Annotated in this window: 18 protein-coding genes; 3 read left to right on the forward strand and 15 right to left on the reverse strand. The window is 56.4% G+C overall.

Annotated features, from left to right (window positions below; translation table 11 throughout):
* Window positions 1-19: 19 nt before the first annotated feature.
* From atpA to mnmG, 10 genes are all read right to left on the reverse strand, one after another.
* Window positions 20-1,564, reverse strand: a complete 1,545-nt coding sequence (atpA, locus tag DNK50_RS03270) for a F0F1 ATP synthase subunit alpha (protein ID WP_003177064.1) — start codon at window positions 1,562-1,564, stop codon at window positions 20-22.
* A 21-nt stretch (window positions 1,565-1,585) separates the two neighbouring features.
* Window positions 1,586-2,122, reverse strand: coding sequence for a F0F1 ATP synthase subunit delta (locus DNK50_RS03275; protein WP_017528669.1), 537 nt, complete (start codon window positions 2,120-2,122; stop codon window positions 1,586-1,588).
* A gap of 12 nt (window positions 2,123-2,134) precedes the next feature.
* Window positions 2,135-2,605: a F0F1 ATP synthase subunit B gene (locus tag DNK50_RS03280; RefSeq protein ID WP_008439543.1), complete on the reverse strand. Its 471-nt coding sequence runs from the start codon at window positions 2,603-2,605 to the stop codon at window positions 2,135-2,137.
* 56 nt (window positions 2,606-2,661) lie between these two features.
* The gene (atpE, locus tag DNK50_RS03285) at window positions 2,662-2,919 is read right to left on the reverse strand and encodes a F0F1 ATP synthase subunit C (RefSeq protein WP_002555987.1); all 258 of its coding nucleotides are present in this window, start codon (window positions 2,917-2,919) and stop codon (window positions 2,662-2,664) included.
* 133 nt (window positions 2,920-3,052) lie between these two features.
* Entirely contained in the window at window positions 3,053-3,922 is an 870-nt protein-coding gene (atpB, locus tag DNK50_RS03290) for a F0F1 ATP synthase subunit A (RefSeq protein WP_017736231.1), read from the reverse strand.
* Window positions 3,923-3,938: 16 nt separating this feature from the next.
* A complete protein-coding gene (locus DNK50_RS03295) occupies window positions 3,939-4,346 on the reverse strand; it encodes a F0F1 ATP synthase subunit I (RefSeq protein ID WP_010565865.1) in 408 nt (135 codons plus the stop codon).
* A 148-nt stretch (window positions 4,347-4,494) separates the two neighbouring features.
* Entirely contained in the window at window positions 4,495-5,367 is an 873-nt protein-coding gene (locus tag DNK50_RS03300; protein ID WP_017135124.1) for a ParB/RepB/Spo0J family partition protein, read from the reverse strand.
* A 9-nt stretch (window positions 5,368-5,376) separates the two neighbouring features.
* Window positions 5,377-6,174: a ParA family protein gene (locus DNK50_RS03305; RefSeq protein ID WP_032885161.1), complete on the reverse strand. Its 798-nt coding sequence runs from the start codon at window positions 6,172-6,174 to the stop codon at window positions 5,377-5,379.
* Between the two features lie 18 nt (window positions 6,175-6,192).
* Entirely contained in the window at window positions 6,193-6,837 is a 645-nt protein-coding gene (gene rsmG, locus DNK50_RS03310) for a 16S rRNA (guanine(527)-N(7))-methyltransferase RsmG (protein WP_112192821.1), read from the reverse strand.
* Window positions 6,834-8,726 carry a tRNA uridine-5-carboxymethylaminomethyl(34) synthesis enzyme MnmG gene (gene mnmG / locus DNK50_RS03315; RefSeq protein WP_112196887.1) on the reverse strand — a complete coding sequence of 631 codons (1,893 nt, stop codon included), beginning with the start codon at window positions 8,724-8,726 and terminating at the stop codon, window positions 6,834-6,836. The genes rsmG and mnmG overlap by 4 nt, the downstream gene beginning before the upstream one ends.
* A gap of 566 nt (window positions 8,727-9,292) precedes the next feature.
* Between mnmG and DNK50_RS03320 the strand changes: the two genes are divergently transcribed.
* From DNK50_RS03320 to DNK50_RS03330, 3 genes are all read left to right on the forward strand, one after another.
* On the forward strand, window positions 9,293-9,799 hold the full coding sequence (locus DNK50_RS03320; RefSeq protein ID WP_112192822.1) for a sigma-70 family RNA polymerase sigma factor: 507 nt from the start codon (window positions 9,293-9,295) through the stop codon (window positions 9,797-9,799).
* On the forward strand, window positions 9,799-10,743 hold the full coding sequence (locus DNK50_RS03325) for a FecR domain-containing protein (RefSeq protein WP_112192823.1): 945 nt from the start codon (window positions 9,799-9,801) through the stop codon (window positions 10,741-10,743). The genes DNK50_RS03320 and DNK50_RS03325 overlap by 1 nt, the downstream gene beginning before the upstream one ends.
* 91 nt (window positions 10,744-10,834) lie before the next feature.
* Complete coding sequence (locus DNK50_RS03330) at window positions 10,835-13,270, forward strand: TonB-dependent siderophore receptor (protein ID WP_112192824.1); 2,436 nt, start codon at window positions 10,835-10,837, stop codon at window positions 13,268-13,270.
* Between the two features lie 19 nt (window positions 13,271-13,289).
* Here the strand turns inward: DNK50_RS03330 and mnmE are convergent, their stop codons facing one another.
* The 5 genes from mnmE to rpmH all read right to left on the reverse strand — a co-directional run bounded on the left by mnmE (window position 13,290) and on the right by rpmH (window position 17,218).
* Window positions 13,290-14,660 carry a tRNA uridine-5-carboxymethylaminomethyl(34) synthesis GTPase MnmE gene (gene mnmE, locus DNK50_RS03335; RefSeq protein ID WP_099586137.1) on the reverse strand — a complete coding sequence of 457 codons (1,371 nt, stop codon included), beginning with the start codon at window positions 14,658-14,660 and terminating at the stop codon, window positions 13,290-13,292.
* A 79-nt stretch (window positions 14,661-14,739) separates the two neighbouring features.
* Window positions 14,740-16,422: a membrane protein insertase YidC gene (gene yidC / locus DNK50_RS03340; RefSeq protein WP_099586138.1), complete on the reverse strand. Its 1,683-nt coding sequence runs from the start codon at window positions 16,420-16,422 to the stop codon at window positions 14,740-14,742.
* 2 nt (window positions 16,423-16,424) lie between these two features.
* On the reverse strand, window positions 16,425-16,670 hold the full coding sequence (gene yidD, locus DNK50_RS03345; RefSeq protein ID WP_010207715.1) for a membrane protein insertion efficiency factor YidD: 246 nt from the start codon (window positions 16,668-16,670) through the stop codon (window positions 16,425-16,427).
* Entirely contained in the window at window positions 16,663-17,067 is a 405-nt protein-coding gene (rnpA, locus tag DNK50_RS03350) for a ribonuclease P protein component (protein WP_053128141.1), read from the reverse strand. The genes yidD and rnpA overlap by 8 nt, the downstream gene beginning before the upstream one ends.
* Window positions 17,068-17,083: 16 nt before the next feature.
* The gene (rpmH, locus tag DNK50_RS03355) at window positions 17,084-17,218 is read right to left on the reverse strand and encodes a 50S ribosomal protein L34 (protein ID WP_003213577.1); all 135 of its coding nucleotides are present in this window, start codon (window positions 17,216-17,218) and stop codon (window positions 17,084-17,086) included.
* Window positions 17,219-17,544: the final 326 nt, after the last annotated feature.

Below are 17,544 nucleotides of genomic sequence, written 5' to 3' on the forward strand. Positions count from 1 at the left end.
TTGCGGCTCCCGCTGCGGCTTACCAGGTTTGGGTGGCCTTGAACTTCTCGATACCGGCTTTCATGCCAGCGTCGATATCGTCATTGAAGTCACCCTTCACGTTGATCTTCGCCATCAATTCGGCGTGATCGCGGTTGAAGTAAGCAATCAGCGCTTGTTCAAAGCTGCCGACCTTGGCGATTTCAACGTCGGTCAGGAACCCACGCTCAGCGGCATACAGCGACAACGCCATGTCAGCGATCGACATTGGGGCGTATTGCTTCTGCTTCATCAGCTCGGTAACGCGCTGACCATGCTCAAGTTGCTTACGGGTCGCTTCGTCCAGGTCAGAAGCGAACTGGGCGAATGCCGCCAGTTCACGGTACTGAGCCAGAGCGGTACGGATACCACCGGAGAGCTTCTTGATGATCTTGGTCTGAGCGGCACCACCCACACGGGATACCGAAACACCGGCGTTCACTGCAGGACGGATGCCCGAGTTGAACATGGCCGATTCCAGGAAGATCTGACCGTCGGTGATGGAAATCACGTTGGTCGGAACGAACGCGGAAACGTCGCCAGCCTGGGTTTCGATGATCGGCAGTGCGGTCAGGGAACCGGTTTTGCCGGTCACTGCGCCGTTGGTGAACTTCTCTACGTACTCTTCCGAAACGCGGGATGCGCGCTCCAGCAGACGGGAGTGGAGATAGAACACGTCGCCTGGGTAAGCTTCACGGCCTGGTGGACGGCGCAGCAGCAGGGAGATTTGGCGATAAGCCACTGCCTGCTTGGACAGATCGTCATAAACGATCAGCGCGTCTTCACCGCGGTCGCGGAAGAATTCACCCATGGTGCAACCGGAGTACGGTGCCAGGAATTGCAGCGCAGGAGATTCCGAAGCACTGGCAGCCACGATGATCGTGTTGGCCAGGGCGCCGTTTTCTTCCAGCTTGCGAACCACGTTGGCGATGGTCGATTGTTTCTGACCAATAGCTACGTAGACGCAGAAAATGCCGCTGTTCTTCTGGTTGATGATCGCGTCGATTGCCAGAGCGGTTTTACCGATCTGACGGTCACCGATGATCAGCTCACGCTGGCCACGGCCGACAGGAATCATGGCATCGACAGCCTTGTAGCCAGTCTGTACAGGCTGGTCTACCGACTTACGCCAGATCACGCCCGGAGCAACTTTCTCGACCGCGTCGGTCTCGGTGTTGCCCAGTGGACCTTTGCCGTCAACAGGGTTACCCAGTGCGTCGACTACGCGACCCAGCAGTTCCTTACCAACCGGAACTTCCAGGATGCGGCCTGTGCACTTGGCGCTCATGCCTTCAGCCAGACTGGTGTACGCGCCCAATACAACGGCACCTACGGAGTCTTGCTCCAGGTTGAGGGCCATACCGTAGACGCCGCCCGGAAACTCGATCATCTCGCCGTACATTACGTCGGCCAGACCGTGAATCCGCACGATGCCGTCAGATACGCTGACGACAGTGCCTTCGTTACGGGCTTGGGAGGTCACATCGAGCTTGTCGATGCGGCCCTTGATAATTTCACTTATTTCGGAAGGATTGAGTTGCTGCATTGCTCTGCTGCCCCTTCAAACTCAAGATTTCAATGCTTCGGCAAGATTCGCGAGTTTGCCGCGAATCGAGCCATCGATAACCAGGTCGCCGGCGCGAATGACAACACCCCCAATGAGGGATGGGTCTTCCGCAACTTGCAGGCGCACTTCCCGGTCGAGTCGTGCACTGAGAACCTTGGCGAGTTTGTCTTGCTGTTCTTGGTTCAATGCAAAAGCACTGGTCACTTCAACGTCTACCGATTTCTCTTGCTCGGCCTTGTACAGGTCGAACAGAGCGGCAATCTCCGGCAGAAGCAGGAGACGGTCGTTTTCGGCAATGACGTTGATGAAGTTCTGTGCCTTCACATCAAACTTGTCGCCGCACACTTCAATAAAAGTGGCGGCCTTGTCTGCGCTCGTCAGTCGCGGGGCCTTGAGCACGCGCTGCATGGTGTCGTCTTGCGACACTGCTGCAGCCAGGCCGAGCATGGCTGACCAAGAGGCCAGCTGCTGGTGGGCCTGGGCGTGCTCGAAGGCTGCCTTAGCGTAAGGTCGGGCCAACGTGGTCAATTCTGCCATGATCGCCCTCGCTTAAATTTCAGCAGCCAGTTTGTTAACCAGCTCCGCGTGCGCGTTTTGATCGATTGTGGCACCCAGGATCTTCTCAGCACCGCCAACGGCCAGAGCACCCAGTTGGGCACGCAGCGCGTCTTTGACACCGTTCAGTTCCTGCTCGATCTCGGCCTGAGCCTGAACCTTCACACGGTCAGCGTCGATACGGGCTTTTTCAACAGCCTCTTCAACGATCTGGTTACCGCGTTTCTTGGCTTGCTCAATGATTTCGGCTGCTTGAGCTTTCGCTTCGCGCAGTTGTTGACCCGCTTTATCTTGGGCCAACTCCAGGTCGCGAGCTGCTCGTGCTGCAGCGTCCAGTCCATCCGCGATCTTCTTCTGACGTTCGTGCAGAGCTGCGATGACCGGAGGCCATACGAACTTCATGCAGAAAACGACAAAAATCAAGAACGCTAAGGACTGACCAATAATGGTTGCATTAATGTTCACGCCAATACCTCGCTCATTCGTTGCACAACACACCAATCACTCGAAAAGACGAGTGATTAACCGGCGAGTTGACCAACGAAAGGGTTCGCGAAGGTGAAGAACAGAGCGATACCAACACCGATCATGGTCACGGCGTCGAGCAGGCCGGCGACGATGAACATTTTAACTTGCAGCATTGGAACCATTTCTGGCTGACGCGCTGCGCCTTCCAGGAACTTGCCGCCCAGCAGGCCGAAACCAATGGCAGTACCCAGGGCGCCCAGGCCGATCAACAGTGCAACAGCGATAGCGGTTAGACCAACTACAGTTTCCATCTTTCCTCCCGACTTTTACGTCGTATGGTTTAGGTTTTTTAGATTTTAAAGCGGTAAAACAAATCGTTTCATAGCCCTGTTGGGCCACCTTCCCGTTTCACCGGGAAGGACATCAGACTAGTCGAGACTGGTCTTAATGGTTCTCTTCGTGCGCCATCGACAGGTAGACGATGGTCAGCATCATGAAGATGAAGGCCTGCAGGGTGATGATCAGGATGTGGAACACAGCCCACGCCCACTGCAGAACAATGCCCAGGCCGCTAAGCCAGAGCAGGCCGCTGCCGAACATCACAGCGATCAGAATGAACACCAGCTCGCCGGCATACATGTTGCCGAACAGTCGCAGAGCCAGGGAAATCGGCTTGGCGATCAGGGTCACGAATTCCAGCAGGAAGTTCACCGGGATCAGCAGGGCTTGAACGAAGATGTTCTTGCTGCCGAACGGGTGCAGGGTCAGTTCGCCGATGAAGCCGCCGATGCCCTTGATCTTGATGCTGTAGAAAATGATCAACGCAAATACCGACAGGGCCATGCCCAGGGTAGCGTTAGGGTCAGTGGTCGATACGGCACGGAATGGAATGTGCGGATCGCCGGAAATCGCCATGGCCAACTGAGGAATCCAGTCAACCGGGATCAGGTCGACGGCGTTCATCAGGAACACCCAGACGAAGATGGTCAGCGCCAGCGGTGCAATCACCGGGCTACGGCCATGGAAGCTGTCTTTCACGCTGCCATCGACGAATTCGACCAATACTTCAACGAAGTTCTGCAAAGCACCTGGCTGACCCGAAGTCGCCTTCTTTGCCGCCATGCGGAAAATCAGGACGAAGATCAGACCCAGTGCGACCGACCAACCCAGAGTGTCCAGGTGGAAAGCCCAGAAGCCCATTTCTTTGGCTTCTGCTGCGGAGTGGGCAAAGCCCCAGCCGCCGTTGGGAAGCTGACCGAAGGTCAGGTTCTGCAAGTGGTGCTGGATATAGCCCGAAGCGGTTGTTTCTGCCATGGTTGCCTCAAACGCCCTAAGGTTTCGAAAGTCTTGTTTTCATTAGCAGGGGAGCGAACCAGCTGACCAGTTGGGTCAACACGAAGACGCCGAATACAGCCAGCGGCGCCAATGGCTTCACACCTGCAAAGGTCAGTGCAAACAGCACTGCCGTCAAAATCAGTTTCCCTGCCTCGCCAGCATAAAAAGACCGGACGATAGCCTGGGCTGCTCGGGCGCCGGAAAACCGAAAGGCCCTGTGAGCAAAATACATATTGGGCAGCAAGGCTATCAGGCCTCCGCAGAGTCCTGAATATCCGGCTACGACTCCATGCCAGTACCAAAGCGCCAATGCGGCGATCAGCAAGATGACAAATTGAGCCAATAAAACCGGAAAAACGGCCAAGCGATGGAACGGCAACGTGTTTGGCGTGCGGGTTTCCATCACTCTTGCTCCTCAATGGTCGGCTGCCGGAAATCAATAACTTGGCATAATTTGTGCCGACAAAATGCGCGCAGAGTATAGGGGCGGTTCTGCCCCTATTCAACTGCCGGGTAGTGATTTCCGATCACGCGCTACATAAGCAAATGTTTCAGCGGATGTGGGCAAGGACGCCCTGAAGCTCATCGAGGGAGTTATATCCGATCACCAATTGGCCTTTGCCCTTCTTGCCGTGGCGAATCTGCACCGCAGAGCCCAGGCGTTCGGCCAGGCGTTGCTCAAGACGCGCGATATCCGGATCAGGTTTGGCGGTTTCGACCGGTGCAGGTTTGCCACTGAGCCACTGGCGAACCAGCGCTTCAGTCTGACGAACGGTGAGCCCTCGTGCGACAACGTGTCGCGCCCCTTCAACTTGTTGATTTTCCGGCAACCCGAGCAAAGCACGGGCATGACCCATTTCCAGATCGCCATGGGACAACATGGTCTTGATGACTTCCGGCAATGCGATCAGGCGCAGCAAGTTAGACACGGTGACGCGGGATTTGCCCACCGCATCGGCCACTTGTTGCTGGGTCAACTGGAATTCCTGCTGCAGACGCTGCAATGCGATCGCCTCTTCGACCGGATTGAGATCTTCACGCTGGATGTTCTCGATCAACGCCATGGCGATGGCGGTTTCATCCGGCACATCACGCACCATCGCAGGGATGGTCTCTTTGCCGGCCTGCTGGCTGGCACGCCAGCGACGTTCACCGGCAATAATTTCAAAACGACCACCGCCAATCGGACGCACCACGATCGGCTGCATCACGCCCTGGGCCTTGATCGAGTTGGCCAGTTCTTCCAGCGCCTGTGGATCCATGTCCCGGCGTGGCTGGTATTTGCCGCGCTGGATCAGGTCCAGGGGCAAGTGCTGCAGCTCGCGCTCGTCGGCCTGCACCGCTTGTTCTTCAAGCGATGTGACGGTCGGACCACTCAACAGTGCATCCAGTCCACGTCCGAGACCTCGTTTCTTGACGGCCATGGGGATTCCTTAAGTTGGCTGGGCTGCAGCGGTGCGAGAGTTGCGGCGTTGGCGGCGAACCATCTCGCCGGCCAGAGCCAGGTAGGCAATGGCGCCACGGGACGATTTGTCGTACGCCAACGCGGGCATCCCATAGCTTGGCGCTTCGGCCAAACGAATGTTGCGCGGGATCACGGTGTCGTAAAGCTGCTCGCCGAAGTGTTCCTTGAGCTGTGCCGACACATCGTTCATCAGGCTCAGGCGCGGGTCGAACATGGTGCGCAGCAAGCCTTCGATCTGCAGGTTCGGGTTGAGCAACTCGGCGATCCGCTTGATGTTATCCACAAGGTCGCTCAAACCTTCCAGCGCGTAGTACTCGCACTGCATGGGGATAATCACCCCGTCGGCCGCCACCAACGCGTTGAGTGTCAGCATCGACAGCGACGGTGGGCAGTCGATCAAGATGTAATCGTAGTTCTCGCGGATCGGCGCCAAGGCGCTGCGCAGACGGCTTTCTTTCATCTGCATTTCCAGCAGCACCACTTCCGCCGCGGTCAAATCGCGGTTGGCCGGCAGCAGTTGATAACCGCCGTGTTCGGAATAGTGCATAGCCTGGGCCAGGTCGCACTCGCCGATCAGCAAGTCATAGACCGAGTTTTCCAGGCCGTGTTTATCCACACCGCTACCCATGGTGGCGTTGCCCTGTGGATCGAGATCGATCAACAGCACCCGGCGCTTGGTCGCGACCAGGGATGCTGCGAGGTTGATGCAGGTGGTGGTTTTGCCCACGCCACCTTTCTGGTTCGCTATCGCGAATACCTTAGCCATTCTTGCTTGTGTTCCCAATCATGCCGTGCGGCGCAGTATCAGCAGATGGCGTTGGCCTTGGCAACCGGGTACGGCCAAGGCGTGTTCGCTATCGAGGTGGAAGTCTGTCGGCAATGCTAACAGCTCATCGCTTGGATGGACGCCCTTCATTGCCAGCCAGCGGGTATCGCGGTCACCCAGGTGGCGTGTCCAGTTGCTGAAGTTCTCCATGCTGCTGAACGCCCGGGAAACAATTCCGTTGAAAGGCAGTTCAGGCTTGAATTCTTCGACACGGCTGTGGATAACATGGAGGTTATCCAGCTTGAGTTCGAGTTTGACCTGGGTCAGGAAGCGGGTTTTCTTGCCGTTGCTGTCCAGGCAAGTCACTTGGGACTCGGGAAACAGGATGGCCAGGGGAATACCCGGCATGCCGCCGCCACTGCCCACGTCCAACCAGCGTCCGTTTTCGATAAACGGCATCACGCTCAGACTGTCGAGCAAATGCCGGGACACCATCTCGTCGGGATTGCGCACCGCGGTAAGGTTGTAAGCCTTGTTCCATTTGATCAACAGGGCCAGATAGCCCAGCAGCAACTCGTGCTGGACTGCGGTCAGATCAACGCCCAACTGGCGTGCACCTGTGGATAACTCTTCGGCATGTTGCAAGGTGACCAACGAACTCAAGCGCTTTGCTCCAACTGACGGCCCGCGCCGCGTTTTTTCAAATGAATCATCAACAGCGAAATGGCTGCCGGAGTGACGCCGGGGATACGTGAAGCCTGGCCCAGGGTTTCTGGTCGAGCTATCCCCAGCTTGCTTTGAATTTCTTTCGATAGACCGGAAATCCCGGTGTAGTCGATATCCACAGGCAACTTGGTGTCTTCACTGGCGCGCAGTCGAGCAATCTCGTCCTGCTGGCGATCAATGTAACCGGCATATTTGGTCTTGATTTCGACCTGCTCGGCGACCTGTGGATCTTCTGCGCCGCCCCCCGTCACTTCGACCAAGCCAGCGTAGTCGATTTCCGGACGGGAAAGCAGATTCAGCAAGTTGTACTCGTGGGTCAGCGGCGTGCCGAATTTTTCGGCAATTGCGTCGCCCTGCTCAGTGCCTGGGCGAACCCAGGTGCTTTTCAGGCGCTGCTCTTCCAGTGCAATGCTTTCGCGTTTTTTGCAGAAGGCTGCCCAGCGCGCGTCATCGACCAGACCCAATTCGCGGCCTTTTTCGGTCAAGCGCAAGTCGGCATTGTCTTCACGCAGGATCAGGCGATATTCGGCGCGAGACGTAAACATCCGATACGGTTCCTGGGTACCCAGGGTAATCAGGTCGTCGACCAACACGCCGATATAGGCTTCATCGCGGCGCGGGCACCAGCTGTCTTTGCCCTGTGCACGCAGTGCCGCGTTGGTCCCGGCCAGCAAACCTTGGGCGCCGGCTTCTTCGTAACCGGTTGTGCCGTTGATTTGGCCGGCGAAGAACAGCCCGCCGATCACTTTGGTTTCCAGGCTGTACTTCAGATCCCGCGGATCGAAGTAGTCGTACTCGATGGCATAACCGGGGCGCACGATGTGCGCATTTTCCATGCCGCGAATCGATTGCACGATCTGGATTTGCACGTCGAACGGCAGGGAAGTGGAAATCCCGTTCGGGTACAGCTCATGAGTGGTCAAGCCTTCGGGCTCGATGAAGACCTGGTGACTGTCCTTGTCGGCAAAGCGGTGGATCTTGTCTTCGATCGACGGGCAATAACGCGGGCCAATCCCTTCGATCACGCCGGAATACATTGGCGAACGGTCGAGGTTCGCGGCAATGATCTCGTGAGTCCTGGCATTGGTGTGGGTAATCCAGCAGCTCACCTGTTTTGGATGCTGCTCTTTGGAGCCCATGAACGACATCACCGGGATCGGCGTATCGCCGGCTTGCTCGGTCATCATCGAGAAATCCACAGAACGCCCATCGATACGCGGCGGGGTCCCGGTTTTCAGGCGACCGACGCGCAGCGGCAATTCACGCAGGCGTTTTGCCAGGGCAATCGACGGCGGATCACCGGCTCGGCCACCGGAATAATTTTGCATGCCGATGTGGATAAGTCCGCCAAGGAACGTACCGGTGGTCAACACCACGGATTCAGCGAAGAAACGCAGACCCATTTGGGTGACAACACCTTTCACCACGTCTTGTTCGACGATCAGGTCATCGGCTGCCTGTTGAAATATCCACAGGTTCGGTTGGTTTTCCAGGGTTTCACGTACCGCAGCCTTGTACAGGATGCGGTCGGCTTGTGCCCGAGTAGCACGCACGGCGGGGCCTTTGCGGCTGTTGAGCACGCGAAATTGAATACCACCTTTGTCGGTCGCCATGGCCATGACGCCGCCAAGGGCGTCGATTTCCTTGACCAGATGGCTTTTGCCGATCCCACCAATGGCGGGGTTGCAACTCATTGCACCGAGGGTTTCCACGTTATGCGTGAGCAACAGGGTTTTTACGCCCATGCGTGCTGACGCCAGTGCTGCCTCGGTACCGGCATGACCGCCGCCGATGACGATCACTTCAAAACGGGAAGGGAAATCCACCACGCACCTCGTGCCTGCTTATGTAGGTAATCAGGAATTGATTGTTGAAAGAGTTTTAGAGCTTTGGCGGCAAGTATAGGGACTTAGCCCTTCCTAAAGAACCCTTTGCACAAAATTTAACCAGCTGTGGATGAATCACTGACAATAGAAATTAAAAAGAAAGAAATTTATAAGATCTTTGTTTTTATGTTTATTTCTACTGAGCAGGTTTTCTGTGGATAGATCTATACAGCCCTTTATTTCCGTTGTGTACAGCGATTCAAAAGTCTGTGGTCATGTGCCAATGAGGCCCTTGGATAAGTGCTTTAAGCCTGTGGATTAAACAGGTGGTTATCCACAGATGGGTTTTTGCTCAGGTTTCAGGCCCTGTTATCAACTGGGCACAGGGGCGGTTATTCACAGGGCTTAATCCACAGAAATTGTTGAATTGGGCTGTATTTCACCCACGATGAGGCCATCCAAACTCATCAGTCCGTTGGAGCGGGCGGTAGAAAGAGGGCTATTGTGAGAAAACGATAGGGCAGTTAATAATAGCGATTATCATTAAGCCACCTTGTCTCGCTCCTATGTCTGCTCCTTCGCACACAGCTGTAGTCCAGCACATCTACGAGCAACACCATTCCTGGCTGCACGGGTGGCTCAAAGGCAAGTTGCATAACACCTGCGATGCGGCCGATGTGGCCCACGATACGTTCGTGCGTATCCTGGGCGGTCGTCATGCATCGCAGATCCTGGAACCGCGCGATTATTTGGCGACCATTGCCAGGGGGTTGGTGATTGATCGGTATCGCCGGCACGCCATTGAACAAGCCTATAGGCAGACTTTGGCCGAACGCCCTGAAGTCATGGCCATCAGTGAAGAAGACAAGGCAATCATCATTGAAACGCTGGTGGCTGTGGACAAAGCGCTTTGCGGCCTCGGTGATCGGGCGCGGCGAATCTTCATGCTCTCGCAGATCGACGGGCTGACTTATCAACAGATCGCTGATCAACTGCAGGTTTCACTGACCACGGTGAAAAAGCACATGATCCGCGCACTGACGGAATGCTCGCTGATCATGGCCACCTTGTAATGGCGGCCCCTGATCGCAAAATCTTCGAAGCGGCCGCCAGTTGGTATGTGCAGTTTCAAGCCCAACCACCCACTCCGGCCGAACACCATGCCTGGCAGCAATGGCTCAATGGAGATCCTTCCCACCAGGCCGCGTGGAACCAGATGGAGCAAGTGCAGCGCAGCCTTGGCGCACTGCCTGCGGATTTGACGCGCCGTGCGCTGTCCACCACGCAACAACGCCGCCAGGTACTGAAGTGGATGTTGCTGCTGGGTGGCACCGGGTATTTGGGGTGGAATGTTCAGCAACATACGTCCCTGGGCAACGTGTGGGCCGACTACCGCACCGGCGTAGGTGAACACCGGCGCATCGCGTTGGCCGACGGCACGCAGGTCGATCTCAATACCCACACCTCGATAGACGTGGCGTTCGATGCGCGCCAGCGATTGATCCGCCTGCGTGAGGGGGAAGTACTTATCCACACGGGTAAGTCTGGCGGGCAGACACCGTTTTACGTCGAAACCCGCCAAGGCCGGGTTGAGGCATTAGGCACGCGGTTTACGGTACGCCAGCTGTCGGATTCCACACGCGTTGGGGTACTGGAAGATCGGGTCAGCGTGTCGCCCGCAGATCAACCCAACCACAGCCAAATCCTCAGTGCGGGTGAAAGCGTCGACTTCGACCGCCACAAGGTTGGGGATAACCATCCGTATCGCAGCACTCAAGCCGCCTGGGTCGACGGGCAATTAATTGTGCTGGATGCTCGGCTGGGTGATGTGATCGACGAGCTTGCCCGCTATCGGCCGGGCGTCTTGCAGTGCGACGCAGCCTCTGCACGTCTGCGCGTCTCCGGAACGTTCCGCCTGGATTCCACCGATGCGGTGCTTTCCAACCTGCAAGCGACCCTGCCTATCCAGGTGAAATACTTCACTCGGTATTGGGTATCGGTGAGTCGAACCGGCTGATCGCAAAAATAATCTACAGGGGGGTTATCTTTTTTTTACCTGGCGCGGCCCTACAGGTAATCACGATGCTACCTTCAGGGCTTACCCACCTATGCGCCTTCCCACCAAGCTTCGCCAGCGACTTTCTTACCACGGCATAACCTACGGCCTGCTGACGGGCACTGTAGCCACAACGGCTGCTTTGCTCTCGACCGGCGCCTTTGCAGCCGTTACGGTGCAGCACTACACCATTGCTGCCGGGCGGCTGGACAATGCCTTAAGCCAATTTGCCGCCAAGGCCAATGTGATTCTGTCGTTCTCGCCTCAGCAGACCGCGAGTTTAAGTACGCCAGGGTTGGAAGGTGACTATTCGGTGGAACAGGGTTTTGCGCTATTACTGCAAACCTCAGGCCTGCTGGCTGTCGTCCAGGCCCCTGGAAGCTATGTGCTGCAAGCCGTGCCATCCGGGCAACTCACGCTCTCACCGACCACCGTGAGTACTTATCAACAGGACGGTTTTAATCAAGAGATTGCCGGGGATGTAGGCTACAAGGCGCTAAACAGCCGCATCGGCACCAAGACCAGTACGCCCTTGTCGGAAACACCGCGCTCGGTATCGGTGGTCACCGGCCAACGCATCAAGGACCAGAAATCCCAGACGCTGACCGAAGTATTGGGTTATGTGCCCGGTATTTTTGCGCCGCCCTTTGCCGCCGGCGATAGCCTGGCAGGGGATTTGTTCTTCATTCGCGGTTTCAACGCCACCGATTACGGCTACGGCCTGCTGCGTGATGGCCTACGTGTACAAGGGAATCGGTACGACACCACTAGCGAACCCTACGGCTTAGAGCGTGTGGAAATCTTCCGTGGGCCCTCTTCACTGCTGTACGGCGAAAATGCCCCAGGTGGGCTGGTGAACCTGGTGAGTAAACACCCTACCGCGACGCCACAGGGTGAGGTGCAGTTGGCTTATGGCTCCCACAACCGTCAGGTGGGTGTGGATATCTCCGGCCCGCTCAATGAAAACGGGAATATCCTCGGCCGGGTGGTGATGCTTGGGCGTAAATCCGATACGCAAACTGACCATGTCCCGGATGATCGGCTCTACATTGCGCCCTCCCTGACCCTTAACTTCGATGACTTCAACACCCTGACTCTGCTGGCCAACTACCAGAAAGACCACACCAACCTTGAACTCGGCCTACCGGCGGCCGGCACCTTGCTCACCAATCCCAACGGCAAGCTGTCCAAACGCACCATGCTCGGTGACCCGGATTGGAATACCTTTGAGCGCGAAGCCTGGAACACCGGTTACGAATTCAGCCACAGCTTCAATGACGATTGGCAGTTCCGCCAGAACTCCCGCTACATGCAGTCACGTATCACCCGTCATGAAACCTGGCCGGGCGACTTGAACAACCAAGGCTTCGGCACGCAACTGAACATGAATGCCTACGACCGCTACAACAAGTCGATGGTTTACTCCCTGGATAACCAGCTGGAAGGCAAATTCCAGCTGGGCAGCCTGGAAAACACGCTGCTGTTCGGCGCGAGCTACGACCGTACTTCGTTTAACCAGGACTGGGATGCGGGGTTCGCCGGCACGATCAATGTGTATGACCCGGTGTATCTGCGTGACCCGACCACCCCGCAAGCGGTGCAAAACACCTTGCTCGCGCAACAGATGAAAGGCGTGTATGCACAGATCCAAAGCAAGTACGACCATTGGTTGTTCCTGCTCGGTGGGCGCCAAGATTGGGTCGACAGTGATTTCCGGGACAAGGTAAAAAGCGCCACGGACTCCAGCACCACCGAGCAGAAATTCACCTACCAGGGTGGTGTGATGTACCAGTTCGACAACGGCCTGACGCCGTATGTCAGCTACTCCACCGCATTTGTCCCGGTGCAGCAGATCTCGGTGGCGGGCTCACCGCTCAAGCCCATCACCAGCCGGCAATACGAAGTGGGCTTGAAATACGAACCGATCGGTTGGGACACAGCGATGACGTTGTCGGTGTACGACTTGCGCAAACAAGACGATACCTATCTCGACAGCACCACCAATACCTATCGCCAAGTGGGAGAAAGCCGCGCCAAAGGTGCGGAACTCGAAATCAACAGCAACATCACACCGAACCTGAATCTGACGGCGGCCTATACCTATACCGACGCACGGATTACCAAGGACACGGCCGGTTCGTTGGTCGAAGGGCACCAGATGACAGGTGTTCCACGCAACCAGGCTTCGGTGTGGGGCAAATACCGATTCTTGGATGGCCAACTCAAAGGCCTTTCCCTGGGCGGTGGCGTGCGCTACTTCGATAGCGCCTATTCCTACACCAAGCCGACTCTCTACGGGAAGCTCGACCCCGGCAGTGTCACGTTGGTGGATGCCGCGATTGGTTACCAGATTGATACCCACTGGTCGATCGACCTGAATGCCAAGAACCTCTTCGACAAGGAATATGTATCTGGTTGCAACGACGCAGGGCGCTGCTACTGGGGTGACAGCCGTACCTTGCTCGGTACGGTGTCTTACAACTGGTGAGGCGCTGTGGATAACTCGGTTATTTGCCGATACAGAAACTGGAAAAGATCCGCCCCAGCAAATCATCGGAGCTGAACGCGCCAGTGATTTCCCCCAGCAGCTGCTGTGCCTGACGCAGATCTTCGGCCAGCAGCTCCCCTGCCCCCGCCAAGGTCAGCTGAGCACGTCCGTGCTCCAGGGCTGCGCTGGCATGGCGCAGTGCCTCCAAGTGCCTGCGACGGGCACTGAAGCTGCTTTCGGAGGTCTGCTCGTAGCCCATGCAGGCCTTGAGATGGTCACGCAGCAATTCCAGTCCATTACCTGCCGACTTGGCACTCAGGCTGATCGTGACGTGGCCATCCTCGCTGGTTTCCATGGCAATGGCTTCGCCCGTCAGGTCGGCCTTGTTGCGGATCAACGTGACCTTGGCCGGGTCCGGCCGTTGCTCCAGGAACTCCGGCCAGAGTGCAAAAGGGTCCACAGCCTCAGGCGCGGTGGCGTCTACCACGAGCAGCACGCGATCGGCCTCGGCGATCGCCTTGAGCGCTCGTTCAACGCCGATCTTTTCCACCTGGTCATCGGTGTCACGCAGCCCTGCGGTGTCGACCACATGCAGAGGCATGCCGTCGATGTGGATATGTTCCCGCAGGATATCCCGGGTGGTCCCCGCAATCTCGGTAACGATAGCCGCTTCACGGCCGGCCAGTGCATTGAGCAAACTGGATTTGCCAGCATTCGGGCGGCCTGCGATCACCACGGTCATACCGTCGCGGAGCAAGGCGCCCTGCCCGGCTTCGCGCAGTACTGTGGATAACTCTTCACGGACTTTATCCAGCATCGCCAGTACGTGGCCATCGGCCAGGAAGTCGATTTCTTCTTCCGGGAAATCAATCGCCGCCTCCACGTAGATGCGCAAGCTGATCAATTGCTCCGTCAGGTTATGCACACGCAAGGAAAACGCGCCTTGCAGCGAGCGCAGCGCATTGCGTGCCGCCTGTGCAGAACTGGCTTCGATCAAGTCGGCAATGGCTTCGGCCTGGGCCAGGTCAAGTTTGTCGTTGAGGAATGCCCGCTCGCTGAATTCACCTGGGCGGGCCAGCCGGCAGCCGAGTTGCAGGCAGCGCTGCAGCAGCATATCGAGGACTACAGGACCACCGTGGCCCTGCAATTCCAGAACATCTTCACCGGTGAACGAGTTCGGCCCTGGGAAATAAAGGGCCAGGCCCTCATCCAGCACGCTTTGGTCTGCATCCAGAAACGGGCCGTAATGGGCATAACGCGGTTTCAATTCCCGACCACTGATGGCCTGTGCAGCCACGCCGGCGAGCGGCCCTGAAATTCGAACGATGCCGACGCCGCCACGACCTTGAGCGGTAGCGACAGCAGCGATGGTTTCACGAGGAGCGCTCATCAGCAGGTTCCAGAACAAAAGTGACGGAAAGCAAAACGCCCCACTAGGGGGCGTCTTGAGTGGTTATCCACAGAGTAAGTTACGCCTCGGCTTTTTTGGTAGCCGCTTCGATTTTACGTGTGATGTACCACTGTTGAGAGATCGACAATACGTTGTTGACCACCCAGTACAGAACCAGACCAGCTGGGAACCACAGGAAGAAGAAGGTGAAGATGATTGGCATCATTTTCATCACTTTGGCCTGCATCGGATCCGGCGGTGTTGGGTTCAGACGCTGCTGGATGAACATGGTCGCGCCCATGATGATCGGCAGGATAAAGAACGGGTCTTTAATCGACAGGTCAGTTATCCACAGCATGAACGGTGCCTGGCGCATTTCTACGCTTTCCAGGAGTACCCAGTACAACGAAAGGAACACTGGCATCTGCACGAGGATAGGCAAGCATCCACCCAGCGGGTTGATCTTCTCTTTCTTGTACAGCTCCATCATGGCCTGCGACATTTTCTGCCGGTCATCACCATGTTGCTCTTTCAACGCAGCCAGCTTCGGGGCAACGGCACGCATACGCGCCATCGACTTGTAGCTGGCAGCCGACAGTGGGAAGAAGATCCCCTTGATCAGCATGGTCAGGAAGATGATCGAGAAGCCCCAGTTACCCACAATGCTGTGGATATGTTGCAGCAGCCAGAAGATCGGCTGGGCAATGAACCACAGAATGCCGTAATCCACAGTCAGTTCCAGACCTGGGGACAACTCTTTCAGTACCGCTTGGCTTTTCGGGCCGGCGTAAAGGGTAGCGCTGGTTTCAGCCTTGGCACCTGGTGCGACGTTCAGCACCGGGCCAGTAAAGCCGATGATGTAGTTGCCTTGGCTGTCTTTACGGGTTTGAACCAGGTTGGCTTCACCTTTGTTCGGGATCCATGCGGTCACGAAGTAGTGTTGCAACCAGGCGACCCAGCCGCCTTGGACGGTTTCTTTCAGCGCGCCCTTGTCGATATCTTTCATCGACACTTTTTTGTACGGCTCGCTACTTGTCCACAGGGCTGCGCCCAGGTAAGTCGCGGTGCCGGTGGCGGTGCTGGAAGAAGGATCGGAGCTGCCATCACGCTTGAGTTGGGCAAACAGGTTGCCGCTCCACGGTTTTTCGCTGGTGTTGTCGATCAGGTAAGTGACCTTCAAGTCGTACAAACCGCGAGTGAAACTGAAGCGCTTGATGTAATTGACGCCGTCGAGACTGAATTTCAGGTCGACGTTCAACTGATTTTGGCCATCAGCCAGTTGATAAGTCTTCTTTTCGGTCGAATAAACCGGACGACCGGTAGCACGCGCATCCGGACCATTGGTGCCGGTCAGGCCGCTTTGCGCCAGATAAGTACGTTCACCGCCATTATCGAACAGTTGGAACGGTACATCTGGATGATCTTGGCGACGTGGATAAAGCGGCAGTTTCAACTGCGCGATATCACCACCTTGTGGGTCGATAGCCAGGTCGAGCACATCCGTTTTCACAAGGATGAGGTCTTTATTGGTGACCACTGGCGTTTCTAAAGGGGCGGTTGTCTCGCCATTCGCGCTGGGAACATCGGCACTCGCGGACGCATTGGTACCCAACGGAGTGTCCGGAATAGCCGGCGCAGCCTGATTGGTAGCAACATTCTGAGTCGGCAGGGCAGCTTGGCCATAATCCTGGTTCCACTTAAGAACCATGACATAGGACACGATTGCCAGGGCGACGATCAGGATCGTGCGTTTAATATCCATGATTACTCGGCCATCGAAGAAGAACGGGAGGTAGGGATAGGTGGAACCGGGTCATAACCACCGGGATTCCACGGATGACAGCGACCTAAACGACGAAAGGTCAGCCAGCCACCGCGCAGAAGACCATGATTTTCTATGGCCTCTAACGCGTAGCAGGAACAACTGGGGTAGAAACGACAGTGACTGGCCATCAGAGGACTAATGGCATAGCGATAAAACTGGATCGGAACGAGTGCCAGTTTACGCATCGGTGCTGTCTACCCCTACAGTTTCGGTGCTGACTGCTGGTGCTGGCTTGTTGGTACGCGCCAGACGTTTCCAGAGCTTGCCGAAATGCTGAATCAATTCGGGGTTTTCTACATCCCCCAAGCCTTTGCGCGCGACGATAACAATATCCCAACCAACCAGAGTGTCCTGGTGGAGGCGAAACGATTCGCGCATCAGACGCTTGAGGCGATTGCGCTCAACGGAGAGCTTTACGCTCTTCTTGCCGATCACCAACCCGAGACGGGGGTGATCAAGATCGTTGTTACGCGCAAGGAGCAGGAGATTTTTCCCCGGAACCTTGCCGGTGGGGGAGTCAAAGACTGCCTTGAAGTGCCGGGGGGTTAGCAAACGCTTTTCCCGACTGAAGTCCTGACTCACCACCAGTACCGGATTATCAAACTGCCAGACGCGCACGACCTTTGGCGCGGCGACGCGACAGGACAGCACGGCCGTTCTTGGTAGCCATGCGAGCACGGAAGCCGTGAGTACGGGCGCGTTTGATGGTGCTTGGTTGGAAAGTACGTTTCATGGCGTTGTTACCTGGTTCGTCCACAACGGGCCGGAATGGCCCCCGTTTTAAGAGACCGGCGATTCTAGAGAAAGCAAGCCTCTAGGTCAATTTCCAACCAGCTTTTCCTTCAATTAGATCGCTACAGGGCAAAACGCCCTTTTCTATCCGCCGGCCTTCCACGAGCAAGGTCATAGATATAAAAATAAAGAAGGAAGTTATTTAAAGCTTTTCTGTAAAGCTTATAAAAGCTAGGCAGGCCATCCTCTGTGGATAACTTCGTTAAGGCCATATTGCACGTGGTGTACAGAGGATGACAACACGGGGGAGAAGCAGTGCTCTGCCTG

The organism is Pseudomonas sp. LG1E9 (assembly GCF_003290225.1).
In the GTDB taxonomy this organism is placed as follows: Bacteria; Pseudomonadota; Gammaproteobacteria; order Pseudomonadales; family Pseudomonadaceae; genus Aquipseudomonas; species Aquipseudomonas cyclaminis.

Coding starts and splice junctions, on each gene's coding strand:
- atpA (WP_003177064.1), bottom strand. CDS start 1,564: ATGCAGCAACTCAATCCTTCCGAAATAAGTGAAATTATCAAGGGCCGC.
- DNK50_RS03275 (WP_017528669.1), bottom strand. CDS start 2,122: ATGGCAGAATTGACCACGTTGGCCCGACCTTACGCTAAGGCAGCCTTC.
- atpE (WP_002555987.1), bottom strand. CDS start 2,919: ATGGAAACTGTAGTTGGTCTAACCGCTATCGCTGTTGCACTGTTGATC.
- atpB (WP_017736231.1), bottom strand. CDS start 3,922: ATGGCAGAAACAACCGCTTCGGGCTATATCCAGCACCACTTGCAGAAC.
- DNK50_RS03295 (WP_010565865.1), bottom strand. CDS start 4,346: ATGGAAACCCGCACGCCAAACACGTTGCCGTTCCATCGCTTGGCCGTT.
- DNK50_RS03300 (WP_017135124.1), bottom strand. CDS start 5,367: ATGGCCGTCAAGAAACGAGGTCTCGGACGTGGACTGGATGCACTGTTG.
- DNK50_RS03305 (WP_032885161.1), bottom strand. CDS start 6,174: ATGGCTAAGGTATTCGCGATAGCGAACCAGAAAGGTGGCGTGGGCAAA.
- DNK50_RS03320 (WP_112192822.1), top strand. CDS start 9,293: ATGTCTGCTCCTTCGCACACAGCTGTAGTCCAGCACATCTACGAGCAA.
- DNK50_RS03325 (WP_112192823.1), top strand. CDS start 9,799: ATGGCGGCCCCTGATCGCAAAATCTTCGAAGCGGCCGCCAGTTGGTAT.
- DNK50_RS03330 (WP_112192824.1), top strand. CDS start 10,835: ATGCGCCTTCCCACCAAGCTTCGCCAGCGACTTTCTTACCACGGCATA.
- mnmE (WP_099586137.1), bottom strand. CDS start 14,660: ATGAGCGCTCCTCGTGAAACCATCGCTGCTGTCGCTACCGCTCAAGGT.
- yidC (WP_099586138.1), bottom strand. CDS start 16,422: ATGGATATTAAACGCACGATCCTGATCGTCGCCCTGGCAATCGTGTCC.
- yidD (WP_010207715.1), bottom strand. CDS start 16,670: ATGCGTAAACTGGCACTCGTTCCGATCCAGTTTTATCGCTATGCCATT.
- rpmH (WP_003213577.1), bottom strand. CDS start 17,218: ATGAAACGTACTTTCCAACCAAGCACCATCAAACGCGCCCGTACTCAC.